General features: G+C 56.5%; 23 protein-coding genes. 16 read left to right on the top strand and 7 right to left on the bottom strand.

The features are described from left to right. Positions 1 to 77: 77 nt before the first annotated feature. The 4 genes from LIO64_RS00115 (at position 78) to LIO64_RS00100 (ending at position 5,126) form a co-directional block, all read left to right on the top strand. Entirely contained in the window at positions 78 to 1,907 is a 1,830-nt protein-coding gene (locus tag LIO64_RS00115) for an ATP-binding cassette domain-containing protein (RefSeq protein WP_290547422.1), read from the top strand. A 104-nt stretch (positions 1,908 to 2,011) separates the two neighbouring features. Beyond that, a complete protein-coding gene (locus tag LIO64_RS00110; protein WP_290547421.1) occupies positions 2,012 to 2,392 on the top strand; it encodes a hypothetical protein in 381 nt (126 codons plus the stop codon). Positions 2,393 to 2,409: 17 nt separating this feature from the next. Next, positions 2,410 to 4,308, top strand: coding sequence for a hypothetical protein (locus tag LIO64_RS00105; protein WP_290547420.1), 1,899 nt, complete (start codon positions 2,410 to 2,412; stop codon positions 4,306 to 4,308). An 83-nt stretch (positions 4,309 to 4,391) separates the two neighbouring features. Further along, positions 4,392 to 5,126 (top strand): L,D-transpeptidase family protein, encoded by a 735-nt coding sequence (locus tag LIO64_RS00100; protein ID WP_290547419.1) that lies wholly within the window; start codon positions 4,392 to 4,394, stop codon positions 5,124 to 5,126. Positions 5,127 to 5,389: 263 nt separating this feature from the next. Here the strand turns inward: LIO64_RS00100 and LIO64_RS00095 are convergent, their stop codons facing one another. Continuing rightward, positions 5,390 to 6,055, bottom strand: a complete 666-nt coding sequence (locus LIO64_RS00095) for a hypothetical protein (protein ID WP_290547418.1) — start codon at positions 6,053 to 6,055, stop codon at positions 5,390 to 5,392. Between the two features lie 387 nt (positions 6,056 to 6,442). On the opposite strand from LIO64_RS00095, the gene LIO64_RS00090 reads away from it, so the two are divergent. The 4 genes from LIO64_RS00090 to LIO64_RS00075 all read left to right on the top strand — a co-directional run bounded on the left by LIO64_RS00090 (position 6,443) and on the right by LIO64_RS00075 (position 12,438). Beyond that, the gene (locus tag LIO64_RS00090; protein WP_290547417.1) at positions 6,443 to 7,819 is read left to right on the top strand and encodes a sugar transferase; all 1,377 of its coding nucleotides are present in this window, start codon (positions 6,443 to 6,445) and stop codon (positions 7,817 to 7,819) included. 231 nt (positions 7,820 to 8,050) lie between these two features. Continuing rightward, positions 8,051 to 9,229: a galactokinase gene (gene galK, locus LIO64_RS00085; RefSeq protein WP_290547416.1), complete on the top strand. Its 1,179-nt coding sequence runs from the start codon at positions 8,051 to 8,053 to the stop codon at positions 9,227 to 9,229. A 12-nt stretch (positions 9,230 to 9,241) separates the two neighbouring features. Then, entirely contained in the window at positions 9,242 to 11,536 is a 2,295-nt protein-coding gene (locus tag LIO64_RS00080; protein ID WP_290547415.1) for a sodium/solute symporter, read from the top strand. Between the two features lie 737 nt (positions 11,537 to 12,273). Continuing rightward, positions 12,274 to 12,438 carry a hypothetical protein gene (locus LIO64_RS00075; RefSeq protein WP_290547414.1) on the top strand — a complete coding sequence of 55 codons (165 nt, stop codon included), beginning with the start codon at positions 12,274 to 12,276 and terminating at the stop codon, positions 12,436 to 12,438. Positions 12,439 to 12,498: 60 nt separating this feature from the next. Here the strand turns inward: LIO64_RS00075 and LIO64_RS00070 are convergent, their stop codons facing one another. Both LIO64_RS00070 and fmt read right to left on the bottom strand, forming a co-directional pair. Beyond that, positions 12,499 to 14,505 carry a UvrD-helicase domain-containing protein gene (locus tag LIO64_RS00070; RefSeq protein WP_290547413.1) on the bottom strand — a complete coding sequence of 669 codons (2,007 nt, stop codon included), beginning with the start codon at positions 14,503 to 14,505 and terminating at the stop codon, positions 12,499 to 12,501. Next, positions 14,506 to 15,450 carry a methionyl-tRNA formyltransferase gene (gene fmt / locus LIO64_RS00065; RefSeq protein WP_290547412.1) on the bottom strand — a complete coding sequence of 315 codons (945 nt, stop codon included), beginning with the start codon at positions 15,448 to 15,450 and terminating at the stop codon, positions 14,506 to 14,508. Positions 15,451 to 16,087: 637 nt separating this feature from the next. Here fmt and LIO64_RS00060 point away from each other — a divergent pair. The 6 genes from LIO64_RS00060 (at position 16,088) to dtd (ending at position 20,144) form a co-directional block, all read left to right on the top strand. After that, positions 16,088 to 17,215 (top strand): glycosyltransferase, encoded by a 1,128-nt coding sequence (locus LIO64_RS00060; RefSeq protein WP_290547411.1) that lies wholly within the window; start codon positions 16,088 to 16,090, stop codon positions 17,213 to 17,215. Positions 17,216 to 17,220: 5 nt separating this feature from the next. Beyond that, entirely contained in the window at positions 17,221 to 17,949 is a 729-nt protein-coding gene (locus LIO64_RS00055; RefSeq protein ID WP_290547410.1) for a type III pantothenate kinase, read from the top strand. 133 nt (positions 17,950 to 18,082) lie between these two features. Further along, positions 18,083 to 18,325 carry an acyl carrier protein gene (locus LIO64_RS00050; protein WP_012420022.1) on the top strand — a complete coding sequence of 81 codons (243 nt, stop codon included), beginning with the start codon at positions 18,083 to 18,085 and terminating at the stop codon, positions 18,323 to 18,325. A gap of 94 nt (positions 18,326 to 18,419) precedes the next feature. Further along, positions 18,420 to 18,962, top strand: a complete 543-nt coding sequence (locus tag LIO64_RS00045) for a hypothetical protein (RefSeq protein ID WP_290547409.1) — start codon at positions 18,420 to 18,422, stop codon at positions 18,960 to 18,962. Continuing rightward, entirely contained in the window at positions 18,919 to 19,695 is a 777-nt protein-coding gene (locus tag LIO64_RS00040) for a LysM domain-containing protein (RefSeq protein WP_290547408.1), read from the top strand. Before LIO64_RS00045 ends, LIO64_RS00040 begins: the two co-directional genes overlap by 44 nt. After that, complete coding sequence (dtd, locus tag LIO64_RS00035) at positions 19,692 to 20,144, top strand: D-aminoacyl-tRNA deacylase (RefSeq protein ID WP_290547407.1); 453 nt, start codon at positions 19,692 to 19,694, stop codon at positions 20,142 to 20,144. The genes LIO64_RS00040 and dtd overlap by 4 nt, the downstream gene beginning before the upstream one ends. 456 nt (positions 20,145 to 20,600) lie before the next feature. Here dtd and LIO64_RS00030 read toward each other — a convergent pair whose 3' ends face one another. From LIO64_RS00030 to LIO64_RS00020, 3 genes are read right to left on the bottom strand one after another with little or no spacing between them, the layout of a single operon-like run. Further along, entirely contained in the window at positions 20,601 to 21,368 is a 768-nt protein-coding gene (locus tag LIO64_RS00030; RefSeq protein WP_290547406.1) for a succinate dehydrogenase/fumarate reductase iron-sulfur subunit, read from the bottom strand. A gap of 40 nt (positions 21,369 to 21,408) precedes the next feature. Further along, positions 21,409 to 23,367 (bottom strand): fumarate reductase/succinate dehydrogenase flavoprotein subunit, encoded by a 1,959-nt coding sequence (locus LIO64_RS00025; protein WP_290547405.1) that lies wholly within the window; start codon positions 23,365 to 23,367, stop codon positions 21,409 to 21,411. 21 nt (positions 23,368 to 23,388) lie between these two features. Continuing rightward, positions 23,389 to 24,090, bottom strand: a complete 702-nt coding sequence (locus LIO64_RS00020) for a succinate dehydrogenase cytochrome b subunit (protein WP_290547404.1) — start codon at positions 24,088 to 24,090, stop codon at positions 23,389 to 23,391. 200 nt (positions 24,091 to 24,290) lie between these two features. Between LIO64_RS00020 and LIO64_RS00015 the strand changes: the two genes are divergently transcribed. After that, a complete protein-coding gene (locus tag LIO64_RS00015; protein WP_290547403.1) occupies positions 24,291 to 24,563 on the top strand; it encodes a hypothetical protein in 273 nt (90 codons plus the stop codon). Positions 24,564 to 24,568: 5 nt separating this feature from the next. Next, positions 24,569 to 25,381 (top strand): TatD family hydrolase, encoded by an 813-nt coding sequence (locus LIO64_RS00010; protein ID WP_290547402.1) that lies wholly within the window; start codon positions 24,569 to 24,571, stop codon positions 25,379 to 25,381. Positions 25,382 to 25,412: 31 nt separating this feature from the next. Here LIO64_RS00010 and LIO64_RS00005 read toward each other — a convergent pair whose 3' ends face one another. Then, positions 25,413 to 25,649, bottom strand: a complete 237-nt coding sequence (locus LIO64_RS00005; RefSeq protein ID WP_290547401.1) for a DUF1232 domain-containing protein — start codon at positions 25,647 to 25,649, stop codon at positions 25,413 to 25,415. Positions 25,650 to 26,198: the final 549 nt, after the last annotated feature.

Raw genomic sequence — 26,198 nt, 5'->3', positions numbered from 1 at the left:
TGTTGATGCCAAGATAAAATCCTGATGCCTGATTTTCCTTGATAATGCGGAAGTTGATACGTTAGAATAAAAGAACCATGTTGCAGGCGGACGGCATTACGTATGAGATAGAAACACCGGATGGTCCTTTGAAATTATTGGACAATGTTAGTTTTAATGTGCCCAGAGGGCATTTTATGGCTATTGTAGGACCTTCCGGGTGCGGAAAGACTACCTTGTTAAAGGCGATTGCGGGTATGATTGCTGAAACGGACGGACGTTTTTTCTGGAACGGCCATGATCTGGCGGAAGAAGATTTTGAGCCGACGGAAATCGGGTTTGTTCCCCAGTTCAGCATTGCCTATGACCAGTTAAGCGTGGATGAGAATGTAGAGAGCGCCGCCAGGCTCCGCTGTCGCTTCGATTCCGTGGACGACTTGGACGAAAGCATTGACAATGCGCTGGAAGTGACTGGGATGGAGGGAATAGCTGACCGTGACGTGAAGATTCTTTCCGGCGGCCAGAAGCGGCGCCTGGCCCTGGCCATGGAGCTGGTGTCCAATCCGCGTCTGCTGATTTGTGATGAGGTGACGTCCGGCCTGGACCCGAGGTCCGAGCACGATATTGTGGACCTTCTGCATGAAATCTCTCGTTCGGAAGGCCGCATCGTCATCTCCGTCACGCACAGTCTTTCCCATCTGGACAGGTATGATTCCATCCTGGTCATGCACCAGGGATGCGTGGCCTACCATGGTTCTCCGAAGACGATGCTGCATTACTTCGGCGTTTCTTCTCTGGAAGAGATTTATCCCAAGCTTCAGGACCGTCAGGGCCCTTCCTGGTGCAGGTCATGGGGCAAGTACCGGGATTCCTATTATTCCCGCCTGGAAAAGGAGAGGGAGCAGAAAATTCTCTCCGGGGAATTGCCTGATCCGGATGCCGTGCGCAGCGCTGTGAAGGCCGGGAAGGAAGAGGAACGTGAAGAGACTGAAAAGGGAGAAGCCATTGGGAACGGTTCCGTAAAAGCTTCCGCTGCGGAAGGGAAGAATGATTCCCTGAAGGATGAAGAGGAAGACATTCCGGAAGTACCGGGATTTTTCACACAATTCTTTTGCCTGCTGGGGAGGCGCTGGCGCATTTTCTTCCGCGACCGTTCCCAATTGATTCTTCAGCTGGTGATGGTGCTGCTGTTTCCGGTGCTGGTAGCCATGTTCACGGATAAGGGAACCGGGCAGATCGTGGGCCTTTCCGCTACCCAGGACGTTCAGACCCTCCAGAGGGATATGGAGGCCCAGCAGCTGAATATGAAAACGGGTTCCGCCGTCTCCGGCATCATCATGTTTGAGGTTATTCTTCTGGGCCTGATGGGGTCCAACAACGCAGCCCGCGAGGTGGCCGGGGAACGGGCCATCATGGAGAAGGAGAAGTACGCGGGAATGAGGCCCTCCGCCTATCTGGCTAGCAAGCTGGCTTATCTGAGTGTTCTGGTGCTGGTGCAATCCGTCTGGATGTTTGCCTTTGTGGATTTCTTCTGGGACCGGGGCGGAGGCTTGACTCATCTGTTGTTCCTGATTCTGGCGGATGCCGCCATGACCTTTGTGTGCCTGGGCATTTCCTCCCTGGCCCGGAGTGCGGACCAGGCCTCCCTGCTGAGCATTTACCTGGTGGGGTTCCAGCTTCCCCTCTCCGGAGCGGTGCTGGCCCTTCCGGAACAGGTGGAAGGATTCATACGGCCCTTCATTTCCGCGTACTGGGCCTGGTCAGGCAGTATTTCCGCCCTGAAGGCGGACGTATACAACGCCGTTAAGAATGTGCTGGATACGGAGCTGACGCCGGCGTTGATTTGTTACATTGTGCTGGGCGTGCATGTGGCGTGCGGCATTGCGGCTTCCTACGCGGGCATCAGGCGCTCACGCTGGGAGCTGTAATTTAATGCGTGCACTTGCAGGGAGTTCGTTATATACTTTCTCCATCAAAAGTTATGGCAAGACGACGTGCAGCAAAAAAGAAAAGTTCCTCCTCATCCACACCGATGTTGATCGTCGGTGCTGCGGTTCTTGTGCTGGCTGTCATTGTGGGGGTTGTCATGTTCCGTGCTAAAGACAAGCCTCTGGCGGGGTCCGATATTCCCCTGGATATTCTGGCGATGAACGCCTCCCAGCTTTCCAATACCAATTACGCGCTGGACGGAACGGTGATTGACCGTTTTCCGCGCGGTGAGTCCGAACTGATTTCCTTCTTGTACAAAGACGCCTCCGGCCGAGAGTACATTATTCCCATCTGTGTCTCCCCGGAGGCCAGGAACGGACTGAACATCAACCGTGACCAGCAATACAGAATAGGGTTCCGGGTGGAAGACATCTCTCCGAAGGTGCGCGGCGTATGCGTAGCCACATCCATTCAGCCTAAATGAACAACCTTCCTCGCCCCATGAAAAGCTGCTTTCTCCTGACCCTGGCCTGCACGATTCCTGCATTGGGACAGATGATGTATAATCCGCCTGCTTCGGGCGGCGGCGCGCCTGCCGCTCCTCCTTCCGCCACTCCCTCCGCAACCCTGCCGAACGCCTACCAGCCTTCCCGGCAGGGGGATGCCAAATCCCTGTACGGCAATGAACTTCCTTTCCTGAATCCCCAGGACGGCACCGTGACCATCAACGGGACGACGCTGAATATGGGCAGTTTCCGGGAAATTGAGGCGCGTTTCAACAAGTACCTGAGCCAGCCGGAGGAGAGTACGGAAGATGCGAAGGAGTATCAGAAGATTTTTGAAAAGCTCCATGAGACGCTTTCCATGCGCAAGGAAAGGCTGATGGCGGACAACGTGGTGCGGCAGGTAGTGGACCTGCTGACCGCCGCCTCCAGCAATCCGCTGGACGGAGGCGTTTCCGACGCCCTCTGCCAGGCTATTTATACCGCATGGCAGGCCAAGACCAATGGGAAGAACAAGGGGAAAATGCTGGAGGCGATGGAAAGGGAAATACGCAGCAATGCCCAGAAGCTGAGCCTGATGGAAAGCGGCGTGACCACCAATTCCGGTTCTCCTTCCAACCAGAAGGGCGCCAAGAAGGGCTCTTCCAACAATAATCCGGCCAAAAACAACCCCCGCTACAAGTATCTGGAAAAGCGCATGGTGGAAATGGAGGCCCGCAAGCTGAAGCTGGAAAGCGAACAGGTGCTGACGGTCACGGAAGCGAAGATCGTATTCCAGTCCACGCTGGTGCAGCTGTTTGCCCAGCGGCGCTTTGATCATGTTTCCATAGGGTGCGGCATTTACAGCCGCCTGTTCAATGACGGGGATACCAAGCTGCGGCTGGATAAGAATTCCGATGCCGCCAAGATGTTCAGCGGAACGCTGGGCGCCCCTCCCACCGTAGCCATTCTGGACAACCTTTCCCGCGAGCTGGCGCGCGATTCCGACCGCCACATGAAGGCCGTGAACAATCTGGTGGATTCCCACCATTACGTGGACGCTCTGGAACGGCTGAATGAAGCACTGCTGATTGGCGAATTCATGCCTGCCGTCAATACGTTCCCGTATGAAAAGAAACAGAAGCTGTACGCTTTCAAGCGGGATGTGGAGAAGTTGTTTGAGTTGATGAACGGCAAGGATTACGAGGAAGCGCTTACCCTGGTGGAAGCTCTGAAAAAGACTTCCAGGGATTTCAGCACGGGCCGTGCTGAATCCGCTATCAGCGCCGCCGTGTTCGCCAGTGACGCCTATATTGCCCAGGGCCAGGAAGCCCTCGCCAGGGGAGACCGCGCCAAGCTGGAGGAATGCCTGAAAAGCGCCATTGAAATCTGGCCCAAGAATCCCCGCCTTCTTCCGCTGAGGAATGCCATGATGGCTGCGGGGCAGCAATCCCACGCGCTGGAAGATTTCAAGCGTTTCCACAAGAACAAGAATTTCCGCCGTATTTTTGACAACCAGTATGAATTTGCCGTTTTGGTGAAGGATGATCCGGAGCTTCAGAAACAGTTTATGGAAGATCTGGGCAAGATGGCCGTCATTGAACGTGCTCTGAGCGCGGCCCGCCAGCGTGAGGCCATGCAGGACGTTTATGGCGCATGGGAGGAATTGCAGCTGCTGCGTTCCAAGGACCAGGAGCTGTTCATCAATGACCAGGAATTGAATGCCCAGTATCTGGACCTGACGACCAAGGCAAGCTCCCTGGTGAATTTGCTGAACGACGCGGAAAAGTGCAGAAACGCGGGAGAAGTAGGTTCCGCCCTGGGCAAGTACATGGAGGCTAAAAAACTGTACCTGCATTCCCGGTTTGCCAAGGAGGGCATCGAGTCTCTGCTGAACGAAGTTCTTCCGTTGAATTAGGAAGGAGGTCTCCGCCCGCCGGTGCGCCTGCGGAGACGGAGTATTTGCTTTTCTTCCGGAACGGCGCCGGTATGCTGTCGCCCATGAAGGCGGTGTACCTGTGTTTGTGCATGCTGGCGGCGTTCTGTTTTTCAGCTGCGGCTCTTCCTGCGGATTGCAGCCAGGTGGTAGTGGGTTCGGCGGACGGCTGGAACAGTTCCCATGTGCAGCTAAGCCTTCTGGAGAAAGGTCCGCGCGGCTGGGTAATGGTAAAAGGACCGTTTCCGGCGCGGTTGGGAAAGTCCGGGCTGGTGTGGGGAAGAGGCGTCAGCATCCCGCCTTCGGGTGGTCCGGAAAAAGAAGAGGGGGATTTGCGTTCTCCCGCCGGCATTTTTGAACTGGGTGGCGTGTATGGCACCGTACCCGTTCCGCAGAAAAAACGTTCCATGCTGTACCGCCGCATCACTCCGCGGGACATGTGGGTGGATGATCCTGCTTCCCCTCTGTACAACCAGCACTTTGTGCTGAAGCATGATCCTGCAACTCCGTGGGAGTTCAAGCAACAAATGAAGCTGAATGATTACGCCCACAGCCTGAAACTGTTTATCAAGCATAATGCTGTGTCTGGCAGGGAAAAGCCCGTGCCTGGTGCCGGCTCTTCCATCTTTTTCCATATCTGGCGCAGGAACGGGGCTGCCCCCACGGCCGGGTGTACCGCCATGAGCGAGGAGAATCTGAGAGCCATGATCGCATGGCTGGACCCCTCCCGGCATCCCCTTTACATCCTGCTGCCAGCCAGGGAATACCTGCGCCTGCGTGAAGCGTGGGGGTTGCCATAATTGCTTGTCATTTCGTGGCCGCAGCGGTTGCTGCCTATCTCCCGGCGGGAAGGGGGCAGGGGTTGATTCAAGCTTCTCCGATCCGCTTGGTGTAGACGGGCGTTTGTTTACCTGCATGTCCCGTTTTTGTCTGGTGGTGCGAGGGGGTGGAGGGAATGCGGAGGCTAAACCGGATTTTGGGAACGGAGGATCCCCGCCTTTCCCCCCGAAACGCAAGAAGCCGGCCTTTTCCAAAGGCCGGCTTCTGCATCATCAAATGGTTTTTACTGTTCCTGGGGCTGGGGAGCGGGAGCTTCCGGCTGGAGCAGGGGGGTGGAAGTTTCCTTTACTTCTTCCATGGAAACCTGTTCTTCTTGCGGTGCGCAGGATTCGCGGGACTGCCGGGATTGTTCCTGGCGTTCGTTGGCGCCGCTGACCAGCAGGTTCCGCCCCATGAAGGGCTGGTTGTGAAGGATGTCCACGGAACGGACGGCGTCTTCCATCTTCTTCATTTCCACAAAGGCGTAGCCCTTGGACTTATGGGTGCGGGGGTTGTAAATGATTTCCACGGAATTGACCTCTCCAATGCCTTTGAATACGTCTTCAAGGTCGCTTTCCGTAGCTTCATAGGAAAGATTGCCCACATAAAGCCTGCGGTTGGAGACGGGCTGCTTGGGAGCGGAAACACGTTCCTGCCTGTTGCGGGCCACGCGGGTGTTGGTTTTGGCGGCGGCTTTATCCCTGGGGGCAGGCCTGTCGTTTTTGGCCGGACGGATACCGAAGAGGCCCAGGAAACGCTGCCACAAGGAGAGCTTGGCAGGTGCTTCTTTTTTATACTTGGGACGATAGCCGCTGGAATCCCGGCGGTCATTGCCATAGGAGCGTCCGCCCTTGTTATAGCGGCGCCGGGCTCCCTGGCCCTGTCTTCCCTGTGTGTTGTGCTGTGACATACTTATGTTCTAAGTTGGTGATTATGTTGGTGTCATACCGGATTTGTCGCTATAGGCGGTAGGTTCCGTCCGGCATATCGCCGGGACGTTCCGCTACCATCAGAAAAGCCAGGAGTAAGGATGCCCCGTGCCCCGATCAACGGTCCATGCATGGTCTGATAGGGAGGCGATCCGGCTAGGTGCGGTACCAGTCCGGTCGATTGACGCGTATACCAATGCACAGGGAGCCGCTCTCTTGCAAGCAGGTATCCCGTCATTTTGGGCTTTACGGTTTTTAAAAGCCGCAGGGCCAATATCTTTTTCCATGGAAGAGGGGCATGATGCTTGCAACTTGACAAAAAGTCCGGGACAGCGCACTTTAACTTTGACTAACTAACTAACTCGCCAATGCTAATTCAAAATGCCGACCGTACTACGTATGGGATTAATAAAATAATTGTTGTTGTTCTGGCATTCGTCGTCTTTTTTGTCGTGGGATTTGTTTCCTGGAAGTGGGACGGACTGCAGCCGGAACCGTGGCGCCTCCGTACGCTCGTCCTGACGCCTTTGACGATGTCCCTGCTGCTGTATTTCTGTTGTGACCAGTTCGGGGTTTACTACCGCTGCCTGACGCTGGGCCGCTGCATCAGGAAGTTCGTGGTGGCGTATATCTGCTTTGTCGCTATCAGCAGTATTACGTGGATCTATTTGGTTCCCTTTTCCGTGAACATTGTGGTTCAGATATTGACGTACCTGCTGACGTTCCTGGCTGTGCTGTGGCTTCGCATCCTCCGGTTCCGCGCGGAAAAGAGGCTGACGGAACAGGCGCCTACGCTGCTGGTCGGGATGCCGGACCGCGTGAAGGAATTCCGGATTCTTCTGGAAAAGGACCACCTGGAATTCAAGGAGGCCTTGAACGTACTTCTTCCGGAGGAAGTGGAGCCGGAAGGAGTCAGGAAACTGCTGATCAAAAACTGCATCAGCAAGGTAGTGTTTCTGCCGGAAGGGGTGCCTGCCTCCGTGCCCGAATGTTTGGTGGAATTGTGCGGCCGGATGGGAGTGGACTTTTACGCTACCATGGTGGTGGGCATGCCTCATGTGCATAAAACCTACTTCGGAGTGATGGGAGGGGCCAGGATGTTGGTGTACAAGTCCACGCCCATTCCCTATACCACCTCCTGGCAGTTGAAGAAGATTCTGGATAAGGTGGGCTCCCTGCTGTTGCTGGCAGTGACTTCCCCCCTCTGGCTGTTGGCCGCTGTCGGCATCAAGCTGTCTGCCCCTGGGCCCGTCTTTTATCGCCAGAAACGTTCCGGCCTGTATGGCAGGGAGTTCGGCATGTGGAAATTCCGCACCATGTACCAGGATGCGGACAAAAGGCTGAACGAGGTGAAGGCCCAGTATGGCAATGACATGGACGGCCCTATTTTCAAGCTGGAGAATGACCCCCGCATTTTTGCCTTCGGGCGTTTCCTGCGCAAATTCAGCATAGATGAACTTCCCCAGCTCATCAACGTGCTGAAAGGTGAAATGAGCCTGGTAGGTCCGAGGCCGCTGCCCGTTTATGAGACGGAGGCTTTTACCAGTGACGCCCACCGCCGCCGGCTAAGCGTGCTGCCCGGCGTAACGGGTTACTGGCAGATTGCCGGCCGCAGCAACATTCGGGAGTTTGAACGGCTGGTGGAGCTGGATATGAATTATATTGACCACTGGTCCCTGTGGATGGATATCAAGCTGCTTTTGAAAACCGTCCCGGCGGTGCTGTTCGCCCGTGGAGCGAAGTGATGTTCCGCCTTCCCTTGCATTGTTGAATCGCGGGGTGGTGGTCCTCATTTCCGGAGTCTTTTCCAGGGTGCTCCGGACCGTTGTCTCAAGCGGCGGAAGGCCGTTTTTGGAAGGAATGAGAGTACTTGTTGAGGGGTGTTTGGAATATTTGGTTGAAAATGAAGAAAATTATGGTCGGACGGAGACTTTAACCTTGAGGTGCGGAAAGGGATGGGGCAAAATTAATCCACTATGGATTTAGTTCAGCGAGAAATCTCTAAAGAAACGGTAACTCCGTATTTTATCGAGTATTTCGGGCAGGCGCCAACTCATGTGGCAGCGGCACCGGGGCGTGTGAACCTCATTGGTGAGCACACGGATTATAATAATGGCTTTGTAATGCCTATGGCTCTTGATAACCATTGTGTTGTAGCTGTGGCTCCGTCCCCTGTGGGCAAGCATCGCTTCTGCGGTTCCCTGGGAGACCAAATCCATGAAATTGCGGTGGAGGACGCTCTGGTTCCCGGCGAACCTTTCTGGTCCAATTACGTCCGCGGCGTTCTGGCCAACCTGCACAGGCGCGGCATAGAAATCGGACCGGTGGACATGCTGATTGACAGCAACGTTCCCCGTGGCGGCGGCCTTTCTTCCAGCGCCGCTCTTGAAGTTTCCGTCTGCACGGCGCTTGCCGCCTTTGCCGGGGTTGAAATAGATCCCAAGGAAGTGGCCCTGATCGGGCAGGCCGTGGAACATGAATTTGTGAACGTTCCCTGCGGCATCATGGACCAGTTTATTTCCGCCAACGGGAAGAAGGGCATGGCTCTCAAGCTGGACTGCGCTTCCCTGGAATATGAACTGGTGCCGATGAATAACGAGTCCGTCTCCGTACTGGTGCTGGACAGCGCCGTCAAGCACTCGCTGGCGGATGGAGCCTATGGGCAGCGCCGCAAGCAATGTGAGGAAGCCTCCGCCATCATGGGCGTTCCGTCCCTGCGGGAAGCCACGCTGGGGCTGCTGGAATCCTTCAAGGAGCAGCTTGGCGACGTGCGCTACCGCCGCGCCCGGCACGTCATTGGAGAAAATGCCCGCGTGAACGCCTTTGCGAACGCTCTTGCCCGCGGTGACTGGGATGAAGCCGGCGTAGCCATGCGCGGCAGCCATGCCTCCCTGCGGGATGATTATGAAGTTTCCTGTGCAGAAGTGGACACCCTGGTTTCTCTTTGTGACCGCATTCCTTCCGCTTCCTCCGTTTACGGTGCGCGCATGACGGGCGGCGGTTTCGGCGGCTGCATTGTCGCCCTGGTGAAGACGGAAGACGTGGAAAAAGTGGCCCGCGAACTTCTGGACGGCTATTGCCAGGAAACGGGCATTGAAACCACTTACCTCGTGACCCGTGCCGGAGAAGGCGCCCGTGTCCTCTACCAAGCTTAATCCATACTGATTATGAGAAAACTAGCAACCATATTCGGGGTTCTGGCCCTGATGACGTGGGGTGTTTCCGGCCAGGAGGGCTCCATGCCCGCAACGGCGACTGGTACGCAGCCCTCCCTGGCCGTTCCGGCCGTGACGCCCGCTGCGGAAGCACAGCCTGCCGCAGAACTGCAGCCGGCAGCTCCTGCCGCTGACACCGCCCAGACAACGCCGACGGCTGCCACGGAAACCCAGACGGCCCCTCTCTCCGCGATAGAAGTCGTTCTGTTCTGCGTGGTGGTGGTGGGCGTGATTGCCCTGGGTATCTGGAAAAGCCGTGATCCCCAGGAAACGGAGGAAGAAAAGAAGACCAAAGGCGCTTCAGACTACTTTCTGGCAGGTCGCGGCCTGACCTGGTGGCTGGTGGGCTTCTCCCTGATCGCCGCCAACATTTCCACGGAGCAGTTTGTGGGCATGTCCGGCAAGGCCGCCAACTGGGTAGGCATGGCGATTGCCGGTTATGAATGGCTGGCCGCCATCACGCTGGTAGTCGTGGCCTTCTGCTTCCTTCCCAAGCTGCTGAAGGGCGGCGTGTACACGATTCCCGAATTCCTGGAATACCGTTATAACACGCTGGCCCGCACCCTGATGGCTGTGGCCACGTTGCTGATTCTGGTGGGCGTGCCGACCGCCGGCGTAATTTACGCAGGCGCCAAGGTGATTTCCGTGTTCTTTACGGGGTACAGCGCCCTGAACATTGACTTCGGTAATATTACCGTCGGCTGCATCATCATTGCTTTCTGCGCAACCGTGTATGTTTTTGTGGGTGGTTTGAAAGCCTGCGCCTGGACGGATCTCTTCTGGGGAGCCGCCCTGATTGTGGGCGGCGGCGTGGTGGCGTATTTCGCCCTGATGGCCCTGAGCGGCGCAGACCCGAACCATCTGGTGCAGTCTGCCGCAGCTAATTCCGGCGCTACGGTAGCCTCCCTGGGGAACCCCTCTGACAGTCTCTGGCATGGTGTGACGCGTTTCTTTGAACTTAACTCCGGTGATGCGGCCAGCGGCGTGAATACTGTGGGCGGCAAGCTTCACATGATACGTCCTGCGGACGATGCGGAAATCCCGTGGACGGCCCTTTGCCTGGGCTTGTGGATTCCCAACTTCTTCTACTGGGGCCTGAACCAGTACATCATGCAGCGCACGCTGGCTTCCAAGTCCCTGGCGGAAGGCCAGATGGGCATCGTGTTCGCCGCATTCCTCAAGCTCATTATCCCGTTTGTGGTGGTGGTCCCCGGCATTCTGGCCTACAACCTGTACCGCAATGACCTGAAGGAACAGGCTGAAGTAAAATATGCGGCGGAAATCCGCAAGGCGGAAGATCCGGGTACTGTCAAGGGACGTCCCGTCATTTACAAGATTACGGACAGTTTCCTGGTGGAAAATGTGGAAGAGGGCTGTGCACATGCCCTGCATAACGCGGAAGTGATGAAGGTCAGTGAAGATGTTCTGGCTGACTTGAAGCAGGCCTGCGCCGATCTGAAGGCGGATGCCGCCAATGACCAGACCACTCTGGCGGAACGCGCTCCGTTCGTGGAAAAGATCGCCACGCTTAACAGCAAGATCATCAAGCCCGCCGTAGACCATTCTGACAACTATTACCTGACGGATACGCTGGTGGGCTTTGACTATGACTCCGCGTTCGGTACGCTGATCAGGAAGCTGCTTCCCGGCACGGGCTGGACCTGGTTTGTCCTGGCCGCCCTGTTTGGCGCGGTGGTGTCCTCCCTGGCATCCATGCTGAACTCCGCTTCCACCATCTTCACGATGGATATTTACAACAAGCTGCGCAAGAATGCGAAGCCTACGGAGCTGGTTACTGTCGGCAAGATCGGTTTGCTGGTATGCGCCGTGATCGCCCTGTGCATTGCTCCGTTCCTCGACAGCCCGGCCTTTGGCGGTATCTTCAACTTCATTCAGGAATTCCAGGGCTTCCTCAGCCCGGGCGCGCTGTGCGTGTTCCTCTTCGGTTTCTTTGTTCCGAAGTGCCCGCGCATCTTCGGCTGGCTGGGGATTGTCATCAATGCCGTTCTGTACGGCATCCTGAAGGTGTGGCAGCCGGAAATGGCCTTCCTGAACCGCATGGCCGTGTGCTTTATCACGGTGGTGCTCATCGGCTTCATCTTCACGGCGGTGAACGCTGCCCGCGGCGGTCAGTCCATCGTGCTTCCCGACCGGGGCGTGGTTGCCCTGCAATCTTCTTCCCGTGCCAAAATCTTTGGCTGGTTCGTGATTGCGGCCACGGTGGCTCTGTACATTATCTTCTGGTAATGTAAACGGGGGTTCAACCCTGTGTTTTTATCCTCCCGGCTTCAGGGCCGGGAGGATTTTTTGTGTCTGGGGGAGGCTGTTTTTTCTCAACCTTCTTAAATCGGAAAAGGATGTCAGGAAGGATGACAAATGCTTCCTTGTTGTTCGTAAACGAATTGCATGAATAATTGAGGAGGTGTGATTTTTTTTCTTATCTGCCGCATGAACTTGAAGAAAGGATTGGAATCAAACCCCTTGTTGATGTTCCATCAAGGAAAAGTTCCCGCCCTGTTGATAAAATGAAGATGCGTGCCTATATAATGTCCCTCCTTGTTTTCCTGTGCGCTATGCCGGGATGGAGCAGTACGACGGTGGTTTCATTCGGCGGACCGTCCAGGGCGTATGCCTGCCCTTGGAACCTGGACAGCGGTACGGAAAGAACAGTTCCTACGCCTGCCGGAATCCCTGCCCGGTTGAGGGATGCGTTTGATCCTGTATCTGCAATTACGGTGGGATACAATGGGAGTGGTCTGACAGATGCAGGAAATGTTGATGTCAGCAGTTTACAGCCGAACAGTTCCTATAAGGTTTCTTCCATATCCACCGTGAGCGGCTTGGCTGACGTCCCAACAGGGAATGGTGGCAGTCCTGTAATCGTCAGTGGAAATGGTTTGAGCATCGGGAAAACTTATTTGTCCAGCGTTGCATCCATGCCGACTTGGCAGGTTGTTGCAGGATTCTCAACTTCCGGTGCCACGATGGATTTTACAGACAGCCTGCTTTCTCCGGAAGGCAATGATGCCGTATCTTCCCCGGCAGTGACGGAAGGAGTACTCAACTTGGCGGTACCGGAATTCGGCACGGTTTCCCTGTGTCTCGTGGGCTTGACGGCTCTGCTGATGCGCCGCCGCGTCCATCGCTGAACCGGGTTTGATAAAAAGTCACTCGTGGTTAAAGACGGCCGATAAAACACCCGGTTGTCTTTATTCGTCTTCCAGGAGCATGCTGCGGAGGGAGTCGAAAAAGTTTCCGGATTCCTCCTCCGTCGCTTCCGCGTTCATCAGGTCCTCCCACTTGGCATATTCCAGCAGGTGGGGGGGAATCTCGCTCAGGAAGGAGGAACGCTGGCAGGGCATGCGGTCTCCGTAGCGCAGACGGGTGGCGCAATAGGTCAGCATGAGCTTTTCCTGCGCACGCGTGATACCTACGTAAAGCAGGCGCCGTTCTTCATCGCAGTTCCCGTCTTCCAGGGAACGCTTGTGGGGAAGGATGCCTTCTTCCAGCCCCACCAGATAGACTACGGGAAATTCCAGCCCCTTGGCGGCATGCATGGTAATCAGGCATACGCCGGGCTTGTTTTCCACGTCGTCGTCATTGTCCTCCTTGTCCAGGGTGACCTGGGCCAGGTAGTCCCGGAGGGTTTTTCCGGGCTGCCAGAAATTGCGGAGGGAAGCCTTCACGTCCCCGATGGAGACGAGACGCTTCTGGATTTCAGCCTCCGTTTTGCACAGGCGTGTGACGTACTCGCTGAATCCGGTTTCCTCAATGAGCTGTTCAAGAGCGTCTCCAAAGTCGGTTTCCTTGTCCTGAAAAATGTCAATATATCTGGCGATCAGGTCATTGAACTCCTGCACGCTGTTGCGGGCGCGGGTGGAGAGAGCCGCCAGGAATTCCTCATCCTGCAGGGCGGCCCAGACGCTGTTGCCGTGTTCGCGGCTCCAGTCGATGGCCAGGTGGCTGGTCAGCTCGCTGATGCCGCGCGGGGGAGTGTTGAGGATGCGCAGCAGGTATTCGTCCGCCTGCGGATTTTCAATAGTCGCCAGGTAGGAGATGAGGTCTTTGACCTCCTTGCGGTCAAAGAAGCTCTGAGCGCCTACCATGCGGTAGGGAATCTTGTGCTCCCGGAGCGTCTGTTCAATGATGCGGCTCTGAGTGTTGGCCCGGAACAGGATGGCGAAATCCTCCCAGGGACGCTCCTCTTGCCTGCGGACGTTTTCAATGTCCGTAATGATGAACTCGGCTTCCTCCGCGTCTCCGGGCATGGAAATCAGCCGTACGGCTTCTCCACCCCCCTTGTGGGCGCGCAGCGTCTTGTCCCGGCGGCCCAGGTTATGGCGGATCAGGGCGTTGGCGGCATCCAGAATGGGGGCGGTGCAGCGGTAATTTTCTTCCAGCTTGATGACGGAGGGATTCGGGAAAAATCGCTCGAATTCCAGGATATTGCTGATTTGGGCGCCCCGCCAGCCGTAAATGGACTGGTCGTCGTCGCCCACCACGCAGACATTGTGTTCAGGACCTACCAGATGCCCCAGCAGGCTCATTTGAAGGCTGTTGGTATCCTGGAATTCATCAACGGTAATATACCGGAAACGTTGCTGCCAGGCTGCCCGCACGTCCGGATGTTCTTTCAGCAGCTTGTCCGCCAGGATCAGCAGGTCGTCAAAATCCACGGAATTCTGCGCCTGGAGCTCTCGTTGGTAGGAGGCGGCGATGTTGGCCGTCAGGTTGTCTTCAATAGAGTCCAGGCCGAGTCCGCTGTTCTTCATCCGGCTCATGGCGGACAACACATCCTTGGGACCGATCTTTTCCGTAATGCCGCCGTGCCGCACGATCAGGCGCCGGATCAGGCCGCTCTGCTCGGACCCGCTGTAAATGGTGAAATTGGTCTTGTACCCCAGACGGCCTATGTCCTCCCGCAGGATGCGCACGCAGAGGGAATGGAAGGTGCTGACCATGATCTGGCGCGCCGCCTTCCGTTCCACCATCTGGCCTACGCGCTCCCGCATTTCCAGGGCGGCCTTGTTCGTGAACGTGACGGCCAGGATGCTTTTGGGGCTGATGCCCCGGTCCACCATGTGGGCGATGCGGCAGGTAACGGTGCGCGTCTTGCCCGTTCCGGCGCCGGCCAGGATCAGGACGGGCCCCTGCAAGGTCTGCACGGCTTTCCTCTGGGCCGTGTTCAGGCTCTCCATGGAAAAGGACTTGGCCATTTATACGTCAAAATGGATGTCTTTCAAATTCGGGTGGCCGGCAATCAACTGGGAGATGTTCATGCGCGTGCTGCCTTCCAGCTGGACGTTCGTCACCAGCAGTCCGCCGCTGCCGCAGGCGATCAGCAGCCCCTGTTCTCCGGCGGAAAGCACCTGTCCCGGTTTCCCTTCCGCCTCCGGGACGATGGTGAAGCCGGGGAAAATTTTCATGTTGCGGATGCGGTTCTTGCGGTTCCAGTAATTGGTGAAGGTGCCGGGCCACGGGTCATATGCCCGGATCATGCGGCCGATTTCCTCCGCGGGGAGTGTCCAGTCAATTTTGCCGTCTGCGCGCAGGAGCTTGGGGGCGTACGTCGCCAGGATTTCCTGCTGGCGAACGCGGGTGGCGGTTCCTTTTTCAATGGCGTGGATGGCGGGCAGCAGCACGTCCGGCGTCATCTGCGCCAGTTTGTCGTGCAGGCTTCCTCCGGTTTCCGTGTCTTCCAGAGGAGTGCTGATCTGGGCGATGATATCCCCGGCGTCCAGCTTTTTGACAATGTGCATGATGGTGATTCCCGTGTGGGAATCGCCGGATTTGATGGCGGATTGAATGCAGGCTGCTCCGCGGTGGCGCGGCAGCAGGGAGGCGTGGGCATTGATGCAGCCCATGGGCGCCAGGTCAATCACTTCCTGGCTCAGAATCTGGCCGTATGCCATGACTGCAATCAGGTCCGGATTCAGCCTCTTGAGGTTGAGCAGCGCATCCGGTGTCCGCAGGGAATGCGGCTGGAGCACGGGGATGCCTGCGTCCCGGGCAACGTTTTTGATGGCAGGGGCCGTAAGTACCTGGTGCCTGCCTACGGGGCGGTCAGGCTGTGTAACCAGGCCTACCAGGTCCGAATGACGGATCAGGCTGCGGAAGGCGGGAATGGCAATGTCGCCTGTGCCCATGAAGACGATACGCATAGCTGAAAGCTTGCCCTGACGGCTTGCGCAGGTCAATGTTAAATCCGGCGTGATCGGGGGAATAATAGCGTGTAAAGGCCGTTTTTGTGATCCTTTTCCGTTTGGAGCGTGCAAACGCCTTTTACCCCTTGCAGACATCATCCCTTCATTTCATCCCGGGTTGGATTCAATCATGAAGGCCGGGAAACCGGGCAAGTCCGGTTGGACGGAAAGTATAAACTTGAAGCCCGCAGGGTGAGTGAATCTGAAAGATGAATGAATTAAACCTTTATTCCCGGCAGGGCGTTTTCATGCAGTCCTTGTGAAAGTGCGTTTCCCCGTGCTTCTTGCTGACTGCTTCATCTGGGAACAAGGGCCTCCCGGCCCTTGTAAAAGAAATATGTTATATCACTCCGGCCAATTCCAACGATGAAGGCCGGGAGGCCTTCATTCCCAGCAGGACGTTTTTCTTGCAATCCGCGGGAAGGTGCATTTCCTCCGTGTTTTCTGGCTGACCGCCATATTGGGAACAGAGCTTCTTGGCCCTTGCCGTAAAAACAGACACTTCTTCGGATCTCGTAGAAAGAGCTCTGAGACAGCGCCCTCCTCCCTGCAAGAAGTTCTTTCCGATTGGACGGGATATGGTATACCTTGCTCCATGGAGAAGGGAAGTCTGCCGCGCATTCTGGTTGTGACTGCGGGATACGGGGAAGGGCACAATTCCGCGGCCAGGGGCGTGCGGGATGCCTTGACGGCGCGCGCGGAAGTCCGCGTGACGGATCTGTGCGCGGAGGCAATGCCCGGGATGTTTCGTCTGACGCGCGCCGCCTACCTGTGGATTATAGCCCGCATGCCCCGTCTCTGGAAGCTGATGTATGAGGTGAGCGACAAGCGCAACCTGGCGGAAAAGCCCATCAAGGGGCTCGCGCCCGTGGAGCGTTTGCTGGAATGGCTGCTGCGGGAATGGAAGCCGGACGCCGTGGTATGCACGTACATGTTATATCCCTACATGCTGGATTCCCTGGCGCTCCGGACTGGGAAAACTGTTCCTTATTTGACCGTCGTGACGGACTCCTGCGTTATTAACAAATCCTGGCTGTGTTCGGAGTCTCCCCTGTGGGCCGTGACGGATCCCTGGACGCGGGAAATCATGGCGGAGAAGGGTCTTCCGCCGGACAGGCTGTGCGTAACGGGTTTTCCCGTCAATCCTTCCCTGGGGGTGTTGGCGCGGGAGCATCCCGTTTCCTGGAAGGAGGGGGATCCGTTCCGGGTGCTTTACTTCGCTCAGCGTTCCGCCCGGCATGCGCGCGCGGAGCTGGAAGCCATGCTGGAGGCGGCTCCCGGCTTGCACGTGACCTGTATCCTGGGGCATCGGTTCAGGCGCATTTATCCCCATATCCGGGATTTGCGCGCTAGGTACGGAAGCAGGCTGGTTGTGCGGGGCTGGACGCGCCGCGTGCCTTCCTATCTTTCTGCCAGTCATGTGGTGGTCGGGAAAGCCGGCGGCGCCACCGTGCACGAGGTGTTGGCGTCCGCGCGGCCTATGCTGGTGAACTTTCTTCTTCCGGGCCAGGAGGAGGGAAACGCCCTCCTGCTGGAGAAGCTGGGCGGCGGCTTCCATGTGCGGGATGTCCGCGCTCTGGTTTCCGCTCTACGGGGGATGATGGCGGATGGCGGCGCGCAGTGGAGGCGCATGCATGAAAATTTGCTGAAGGCGGATATGACCGGGGGAAGCGGCAAGATAGCGGATTTGGTCTTGAAACTGGCGGAGGAACGTACTAACTGATTCCCGTGACCTATCTGCTGATCGACAATTCCAATACGCGCACCAAGTTCGTACTCTCCACGTCGGATGCGCTGCTGCCGGAACGGTACATGATCCCTACCCGGGAGCTGAGCGAGGAACGGCTGGACGAAGTGCTGGACGGCGTCCGTTATGATGCCGCCGTAGTGTGCTCCGTAGTGCCGCGTGTAGCGGAAGTGCTGAAAAACTGGATGGTCAAGCCGTGCCATTTCCTTTCCTGCGATTCCCGGCTGGGTGTGGGCATCGACTATCCCCACCCGCGCCAGATAGGCGCTGACAGGCTGGCGAATGCCGTGGGCGCTGTAGCCTATTACGGGTATCCGTGCATTGTGGTGGACTTCGGCACCGCCGTGACTTTTGACGTAATCAGCCCCAAATGCACTTATTTGGGCGGCGCTATTGCCCCGGGGCTTGCCAGCATGGGGGATTATCTGGCGCGCAATACCGCCCTTCTTCCCGCGATTGATCCCCAGGAACCCGCCCGCGCCATAGGAACCAGCACCGTGGAGGCCATGCAGTCCGGCGCCGTGTACGGCTACCGCGGGCTGGTGAAGGAAATCCTGACCCGGCTGGAGGATGAGCTGGAGGCGCGTCCCGCCGTGGTGGCTACGGGCGGAGACGCTGCGCTGATAGCCAGGGGCGTGGAGCGCATTGACCAGGTGGACCCGGATATTACGCTGAACGGGTTGCGGATAGCTGCCGCCCTGAATCTTTGAAGAGCGGGCAAGGAATTGGGCCGGAGTTCGTTACTTTCGGAAAGGAGGCCGGATGACACGTAAAAACTCATAAATAGGTGTTGCAAATTGCGTATACCCCATGTAGTATCCATGAACCTTAACAATAAATATCATGTCTGACAACAGCATCGAAGAAAAAGTAAGAAGTATCATCGTTGACCAACTTGGCGTTGAATCCGATAAAGTGACTGCTGATGCGAAATTCATCGAGGATCTCGGTGCTGATTCGCTGGATACCGTTGAACTCGTGATGGCTTTCGAAGAAAACTTTGACATCGAAGTGCCCGACGAAGAAGCCGAAAAGCTTCAGTCTGTTGCCGACGTCGTTGCCTACATCGAAAAGGTTCAGGGTTAAGTTGAACTGCTAAAATCCTTTATTATAAAAGCGGCTTCCCTGTCCAAGGCAAGGAAGCCGCTTTTTCATGGAAAGCCCCCAGCTTTCTTCTTCCATGAGTGACCTGCCCTCCTTCTCCCGTGACGATATCCGCTATGCGGCGGATATGACCCGGGTGGTGTATGAACCGGACCGTCGCATTGATACCTTTGGCGATACCAGGTTTAATTTCCTTCTCATCAGCGAGCTGATGGATGAGGTGGGCGTGGTGCGCGTGCGCAGCGGCTGGGTGGAAGCGGAAAAACCGAAGATCATCCGGCCTTCCATTTATAATGAAGTCAGTACGGAGGGATTTTCCGGAGAGGCCAAGAGATTTTTTGACTGGCTTTCCAAGAATGGCCCTGGCTTTTTGACGCTGCTGGAATATGGATTCAGATTCAAGAGGTCGGAAGTGAATGAGGAAATTCTGCATGAACCTCTTGATTCCGTGCGCGGCCGTCTGTTGGACCAGGTGCGCAATGGGGAGGACACGTTGATGGCTCTCATTGAGGGAGTGGATGACGCATGGGAGGTCTCCCTCTTGAAATTCACCGTGGAAATGATACAAAAATCCCATGAGATCAACATCTTTGACTTCAAGCGCAAGGGTCTTCTTTAGCCTTCTGGCGGCGGCTTTCTGCGCCCAGGGAGTTTTGGCGGACGGGGAGAATTATTCTCTCTGGCCGCGCCGTCCGGAGGCCCTGGCGGAAGCCCGGCGCCTGATGGACCGGGGCAGTCTGCCCCAGGCCCTGGAACTGCTTCAGCCTCTGGCGGAGCAGGGCGGCGTAGTGGGGCGGGAGGCGAAGGATCTCATTGGCAGGCTGCGCATCCGCCAGTTGCTGGATCCCAGTGGGCCGGACGTGAAAAAATACACCGTCAAGAGAGGGGATTCATGGATACGCATGGTCAGGAAGCTGGGTTGTTCCCAGGCCATGGTGATGCATCTCAACGGTCTGATGGATATTCCCGTTCTGCATGCCGGGGATGTATTCAAGTACCGTCCACTGGATTTTCATGTGGTAGTCAATGTGCCGGAGAAGGAAGTCTGCCTTTACGACGGGAAAAATTTTGTAAAAGGATACCCTATTCTGGCCATGAAGGATGGGGGGAAAAAGAATGTGGAAACAACTGTCAAGGATGAACAGGCTCCCGTTTCCATTTACAGCAAACAGTTTCCCTCTGCGGACAAGACGCTGGTGCTGGCGTCGGGAGGGTATGTCATTGACATTTCCCACGGCGTACCCCGTTCGCCTGGTTTTTATTTAAGCCGGCAGGATTGCAATGAACTGGCCATGCTGACCCGGACGGGGACAAAGGTGACCATTCTCAGGGAGAAGGGAGAAGGGCAGTGAGGCTGGTTATTCAGCGCGTCCAGGAGGCTGCCGTGCATATCGGCGGCGTTTGTGCGGGAAGCACGGGGCCGGGACTGATGATCCTGATAGGCATTGAAGAGGCGGATGCGGAGGAGGATGCTCGCTGGCTTGCCAAAAAGGCGGCGGACATGCGTATATTTTCCGATGCGGATGGGAAGATGAATCTTTCCGTGAAGGAGATGGGGGGCAGCGCCCTGGTAGTGAGCCAGTTTACGCTGCATGCCTCCACCAGGAAGGGCAACAGGCCTTCCTTTATTCGTGCCGCAAGACCGGAGCAGGCCATTCCCCTTTATGAACTGTTTAAGAAGGAACTGGGGGCGTTGCTGGAAGGCAGGGTGGAAAGCGGGGAGTTTGGGGCGGACATGCAGGTTTCCCTGGTCAATGACGGCCCGGTGACTATTTTCATGGATTCCCGGAATAGGGAATAAAGTTCGGAATCTCTGGTTTGGCCTTTTGCTGCGTTCCGGAGAAATGATGCAAACGCGGCAAATGAGGGGTTCCTCCTTTTCAATGCTATGTAAATTTCTACTTGCCGGGTTTTGCTTCGGTAAGTTTCTATGGAAAAACTCTGATCCTGCTCCATCTTTTCTAACGGCAGGCTGGAGGAGCTTGGCCGTTACAGACAGGGATGATGTTTTTGTCCGGTCGTTTGATGCTTTTCTCTGTGGATCGGTCTTCCCCAGGAGAATTTCTGTTTGGAGATTTCCTTGATGTAGTGGCTCAAGGGTAGTGATCCCCGTCAAACAGATGGACGCCCTGTTTTTGTTCCGGGTGTTGGAGGTACTGCACTGCTATTCCAGAACAGGAGAAGGGATTAAAAAACTCCCTGCGGGCCATTCATGCCGCAGGGAGTTTTAAATAGAGCGCTGTTTGAAAGAACCTGCTTAGTAGCAGAGGCCTTCCTTGGTGTTGGCCCGGATGAAGTCGCGGTTGAGGCGGGCGATGTTGTCCACGCTCACGCCCTTCGGGCAGGCAGCTTCACATTCATATTGGTTCGTGCAGTTGCCGAAGCCCTCCGCTTCCATTTGCTTCATCATGGCCAGGACGCGCCTGGTGCGTTCCGGCTGGCCCTGGGGCAGCAGGTTGAGGTGGGCAATCTTGGCAGACGTGAACAGCATGGCGGATGCGTTTTTGCAGGAGGCCACGCAGGCGCCGCAGCCGATGCAGGCGGCAGCGTCAAAGGCCGCTTCCGCCTTCACTTTTTCCACGGCGATGTTGTTGGCATTCGGCGCGGAGCCGGTGCGCACGTCAATGTAGCCGCCGGCGGCGATGATGCGGTCCAGGGCGGAGCGGTCCACCATCAGGTCCCGCAGGATCGGGAAGGCTTTCGCACGGAAAGGTTCAATCCAGACGGTATCGCCGTCCTTGAACTTGCGCATGTGGAGCTGGCAGGTAGTCACCTGGCGTTCCGGACCGTGGGGGATGCCGTTGATCGTCAGGGAGCACATGCCGCAGATGCCTTCGCGGCAGTCATGGTCAAAGTGGATCGGCTCCTTGCCTTCCTTGACCAGGCCTTCATTGACGATGTCCAGCATTTCCAGGAAGGAGGCGTCCACCGGAATGTCCTTGGCGGCATAGGTCTCAATACGGCCTTTGGTGTCCCGGTTTTCCTGGCGCCAGACCTTGAGAGTGAGATTGAGTGTTTTAGCCATGTTATAATCTTTCTTTTAAGTGTTAATGTATTGGCTATCTTTACTTGTAGCTGCGGATGGCAAGGTGCACGTTCTCGAAGGTCAGCGGTTCCTTGTGAAGGATAGGCAGGCTGTCTACGCCGGTGTATTCCCAGGCGGCTACGTAGGCGTATTCTTCGTCGTTGCGCTTGGCTTCGCCGTCCGGCAGCTGGTATTCCACGCGGAAGTGGGCGCCGCAGGATTCCTGGCGGTTCAGGGCGTCATAACAGAGCAGCTGGGCGAATTCCAGAAAGTCCGCCACGCGGCAGGCTTTTTCCAGTTCCGCATTGATGCCGTCCGCCGTGCCCGTCACGCGTACGTTTTCCCAGAATTCCTTGCGGAGCTGGGGAATGCGTTCGATGGCGTTCATCAGGCTTTCTTCCGTGCGGGCCATGCCGCAGTCTTCCCACATGATGAGACCCAGTTCCCGGTGGAAGGAGTCCACCGTCTTGGTGCCCTTCACATTCAGGAGCTTGTTGATGCGTTCCTTCACTTCGTCTTCCGCGGCTTTGAATTCCGGAGAAGCAGTGGTGACGGTACCGGGCTTGATGGTCGTCAGGTAGGCCGGCAGGGTGGCGGGAATCACGAAGTAGCCGTCGGACAGGCCCTGCATCAGGGCTGAAGCGCCCAGGCGGTTAGCGCCGTGGTCGGAGAAGTTGGCTTCACCCAGGACGTGCAGGCCCTTGACGTTGGACATGAGGTTGTAGTCCACCCACAGGCCGCCCATCGTGTAGTGGGAAGCGGGATAGATCATCATGGGCGTTTCATGGGGATCGTCGTCCGTGATTTCCTCATACATGTCAAACAAGTTGCCGTACTGGCCGTCGATCCATTCACGGCCCATGCGCTTGATTTCATCCGCAAAGTCCAGGAAAACACCCTTGCCGGTGATGGCCACGCCGCGGCCGTCGTCGCAGGCTTCCTTGGCGGCACGGGAAGAGATGTCGCGCGGAGCCAGGTTGCCGAAGGAGGGGTACTTGCGTTCCAGATAATAGTCGCGTTCTTCTTCGGGAACGTCCGCGGGGCGGATTTCCTTCTTGCGGATCTTTTCCGCAGTTTCACGGGACTTGGGCACCCAGATGCGGCCGCTGTTGCGGAGGGATTCCGACATCAGCGTCAGCTTGGACTGGTAGTCGCCCTTGACCGGAATGCAGGTGGGGTGAATCTGCGTGAAGCAGGGGTTGGCGAAGAAGGCGCCGCGCTTGTATGCCTTGTAGGCGGCGGTGACGTTGCAGCCCATCGCATTGGTGGACAGGAAGAACACGTTGCCGTAGCCGCCCGTGCAGAGCAGAACGGTGTCCCCGGCGTAGGATTGGATTTCACCGGTAATCAGGTTTCGGGTGACGATGCCCCTGGCTTCGCCGTCCACCAGTACCAAATCCATCATTTCATGGCGGGGGAACATTTCAATATGTCCCTTGGCCACTTCCTTTTCCAGGGCCTGGTAGGCGCCCAGCAGGAGCTGCTGGCCCGTTTGGCCGCGTGCGTAGAAGGTGCGCTTGAGCTGGGCGCCGCCGAAGGAGCGGTTGTCCAGCAGGCCGCCGTATTCACGGCCGAAGGGAACGCCCTGGGCCACGCACTGGTCAATAATGTTGGAGGAAACTTCCGCCAGGCGGTAGACGTTGGCTTCACGGGCGCGGAAGTCGCCGCCTTTCACGGTGTCATAGAACAGGCGGTAGACGGAGTCGCCGTCGTTCTGGTAGTTCTTGGCTGCGTTGATGCCGCCCTGAGCCGCAATGGAGTGGGCGCGGCGCGGACTGTCCTGGTAGCAGAAGCACTTGACGTTGTAGCCGAGCTCGGCAAGCGTGGCGGCGGCGGAGGCGCCGGCCAGGCCGGAACCTACCACGAGCACCGTGTACTTGCGCTTGTTGTTCGGGTTGATCAGTTTGGTCTCAAGCTTGTACTTGGACCATTTGTCCTGAATCGGGCCGGAAGGAATCTTGGCATCCGGCATCCAGTCGCTTACGGGAAAATTAATCATGACTTTGAAAGGAGTTGATGGTTATTTGATGATACCCAGAAGAACCGAGACCGGCACGGAAATGAAGCCCAGGCAGATCACGGCGCCGTAGGCGATGGCGACAAAGTTGTAAAAGGGCCGGATTTTGCGGGAATCAGCGCCAACCGTCTGGAAGATGGACTGCACACCGTGGCGCAGATGGCTGAACAGCATCAGGATGGCCAGGATGTAGAAAGCGGAGCACCATACATTGGAGAAACCGGCGACGATCATCTTGTACACGTCAAAGGTTTCCACCGTGCCGTCGGAAATAAAGGCGGTGTACTGGGTGGGATCATAACCCACGCGCAGGGTATACTGGTACAGGTGGTAGATCAGGAACACCAGAACAGTCAGGCCGGTGTAGATCATGTAGCGGGAGGAGAGCGTAGCCTTGATCGTATTCTTGAACACGTAAGGTTCGCGGGCGGCGTGGTTTTCCAGCTTCAGTTGAATGGTCAGCCAGACATGGATGACAAAGATCACCGCAAGACCCAGGCGGATGCCCCAGAGGGCGGCTTCCGGCATGGAGTGTAGGCCGTAGGCGTAAGTGTTGATCCATTCAGGGCCTCCGAAAATGAGAAGGTTGCCTGCCAGGTGTCCCGCGAGGAACAAGACCAAACATAACCCCGTCAGCGCCACAATGATTTTGCGGCCGATGGAGGATGTTACGAATGTACATATGGTTTTTACTAGTGCATTCATAGGCGCTCTAATGAAATAAATGCGTCTCCACAGGATGCCCGGTTCAAACCCGGATGGCAAGCCTCTTCTTGAATTCCCGGCGCTTTTTGGATTTTTGAAAAGACGCGGAAAGACATTGCAATTCACTAGTTTGGAATAGTTACAATTTTGTTACCTGTTCCGGCTTGACGCGGCTTTCCGCATGGGCGTATCGTCTGGGCATGAAAAGGAGTAAAAAAGAGGTATTGGACGCCGATTTTGCGGCGGCGCGCGCTGGCGTACTGGATGTGGCCGCATTTCTGGACCGGGTGGACCGCGGGGAAGGGGAGGCGGATTTCCGTTACCGTGCCCTGGTGGAAGTGCTCCCCCTTCTCTCCGTATCCGGAGCCGGACGCGTCCGGGCCATTCTGGAAGCCCTTTCCTACAGGGATGACGCCGTGCCGGAAACCGCCGCCGCCAAAGCGGCCTGCGGAGCCCCGAACCTCAACAAATAAAAATCATGGCATTTATAGAACCTCATATACACATGGTGTGCCGTACCACGGACGAATACAGGGCCATGGCGCAGGCAGGTTGTCTGGCGGTAGGGGAACCGGCATTCTGGGCCGGCTATGACCGTTCTTCCGCGGACGGTTTCCGGGACTACTTTGTGCAGCTGACGGAATGTGAGCCGGCCAGGGCGGCCAAATTCGGCATGGACCATTATACCTGGCTGTGCATCAATCCCAAGGAAGCGCAGGACGTGGCCTTTGCCCGGGAGGTGATGAAGCTCATTCCGGAGTTCATTGACCGTCCCAACGTCCTTGGCATCGGGGAGATAGGGCTGAACCGGAACACCTCCCATGAGATGACCATTTTTGAAGAGCATCTGGATTTGGCGATACGCCTGAACCAGCTGGTTCTGATTCACACGCCCCACCTGGAAGACAAGCTGAAGGGAACCAAAATGATTCTTTCAGCCCTGAAAAACCGTCCGGAGCTGGACCCTGGCCGTGTGCTGGTGGACCACTGCGAGGAACACACTTTTCCGTTGGTAAGGGAAGCGGGCTACTGGGCCGGGCTGACCCTGTACCCCACCAGCAAGCTGAATCCCAAGCGCGCGGCGGATATGCTGGAGATATACGGGATGGACCGCGTCTGGGCCAATTCCGCGGCGGATTGGGGGGATTCCGACCCTCTGGCGTTGACCGCTCTGGCCTGCGAGCTCCATAAGCGTGGTTTTTCCCGGCAGGAAACGGAGAGGCTTCTTTTAGCCAATCCGGAGGCGTTCATGGGGCAGTCCCCGAAGTTTCGGAAAATCTCGTCCCACTAATTCTGTCCATGGGCGGCGCAGCAGGCGTGGGTCATGAGTCTCCGTCTGGAAGGAATACGGTGAAGATGGCTCCGAGAATAACTGCTGCGTCGTCCAGAAGGCCCAGCTTGCCGATTCCATCAAACAGAAACTCATCAGGGGTCAGAATATAGGCGGTGGCTATGGCGACCAGCCATATATTCCGCTTGTTGAAAAATCGTGGCTTTCCTTCTTTGCCTTTCAAATACCGGAAAAGGCGCAGGAGCAGTTGCTGTTTTTGAAGATTCATGATTGGAATAAATAGGTGCATCTATTAGGGATTTTACCCGGTCAGGGTGGAGTTTCCCTGTGACATTTTGTACGCGGGACTGTCGGTTACTGAAAGAGTGTGCAGTTCCGGACATGAAAGGAAGATGGTTTTTCCGGTGTTCCCTTGCGGCTGTTCCAAAGTGAAGGAGGGGCTCATGGATGGGAACAACGGCAGGAAAGAATTGAAACGTTCCTGCCGGAAATGTTTTTGAACTGTTTTTTAACAATAAAAGAAGGTACCTCACGCTGTCGTGGGACCACTTTAAGGAAAGACGGGGAAACCGTATGCTTACGGTAGCGCATCATCAGGGCCGTCAGGCCAAGAAGGCACAACGTGGCCGTTGCGGGTTCTGGAACGCTGTAAGCTCGTTCATCAATTATCCTGCTTGCTCCTGTGAAAGGGAGGAATTATGGACGTAACAGTCATTCCTGCGTTGAATAGAGGTGTGTAACTATCTGAACACTGGATATGGGAGCACCATGCAGGAGTTCTTCCTATTTGCATACATAGCGGATTACAAATCCGAAG

The sequence above is a fragment of the Akkermansia sp. genome (genome assembly GCF_020860705.1).
In the GTDB taxonomy this organism is placed as follows: Bacteria; Verrucomicrobiota; Verrucomicrobiia; order Verrucomicrobiales; family Akkermansiaceae; genus Akkermansia.
Note: the sequence above shows the minus strand (reverse complement) of the source record. Positions and strands in the feature narration are given on the sequence as shown.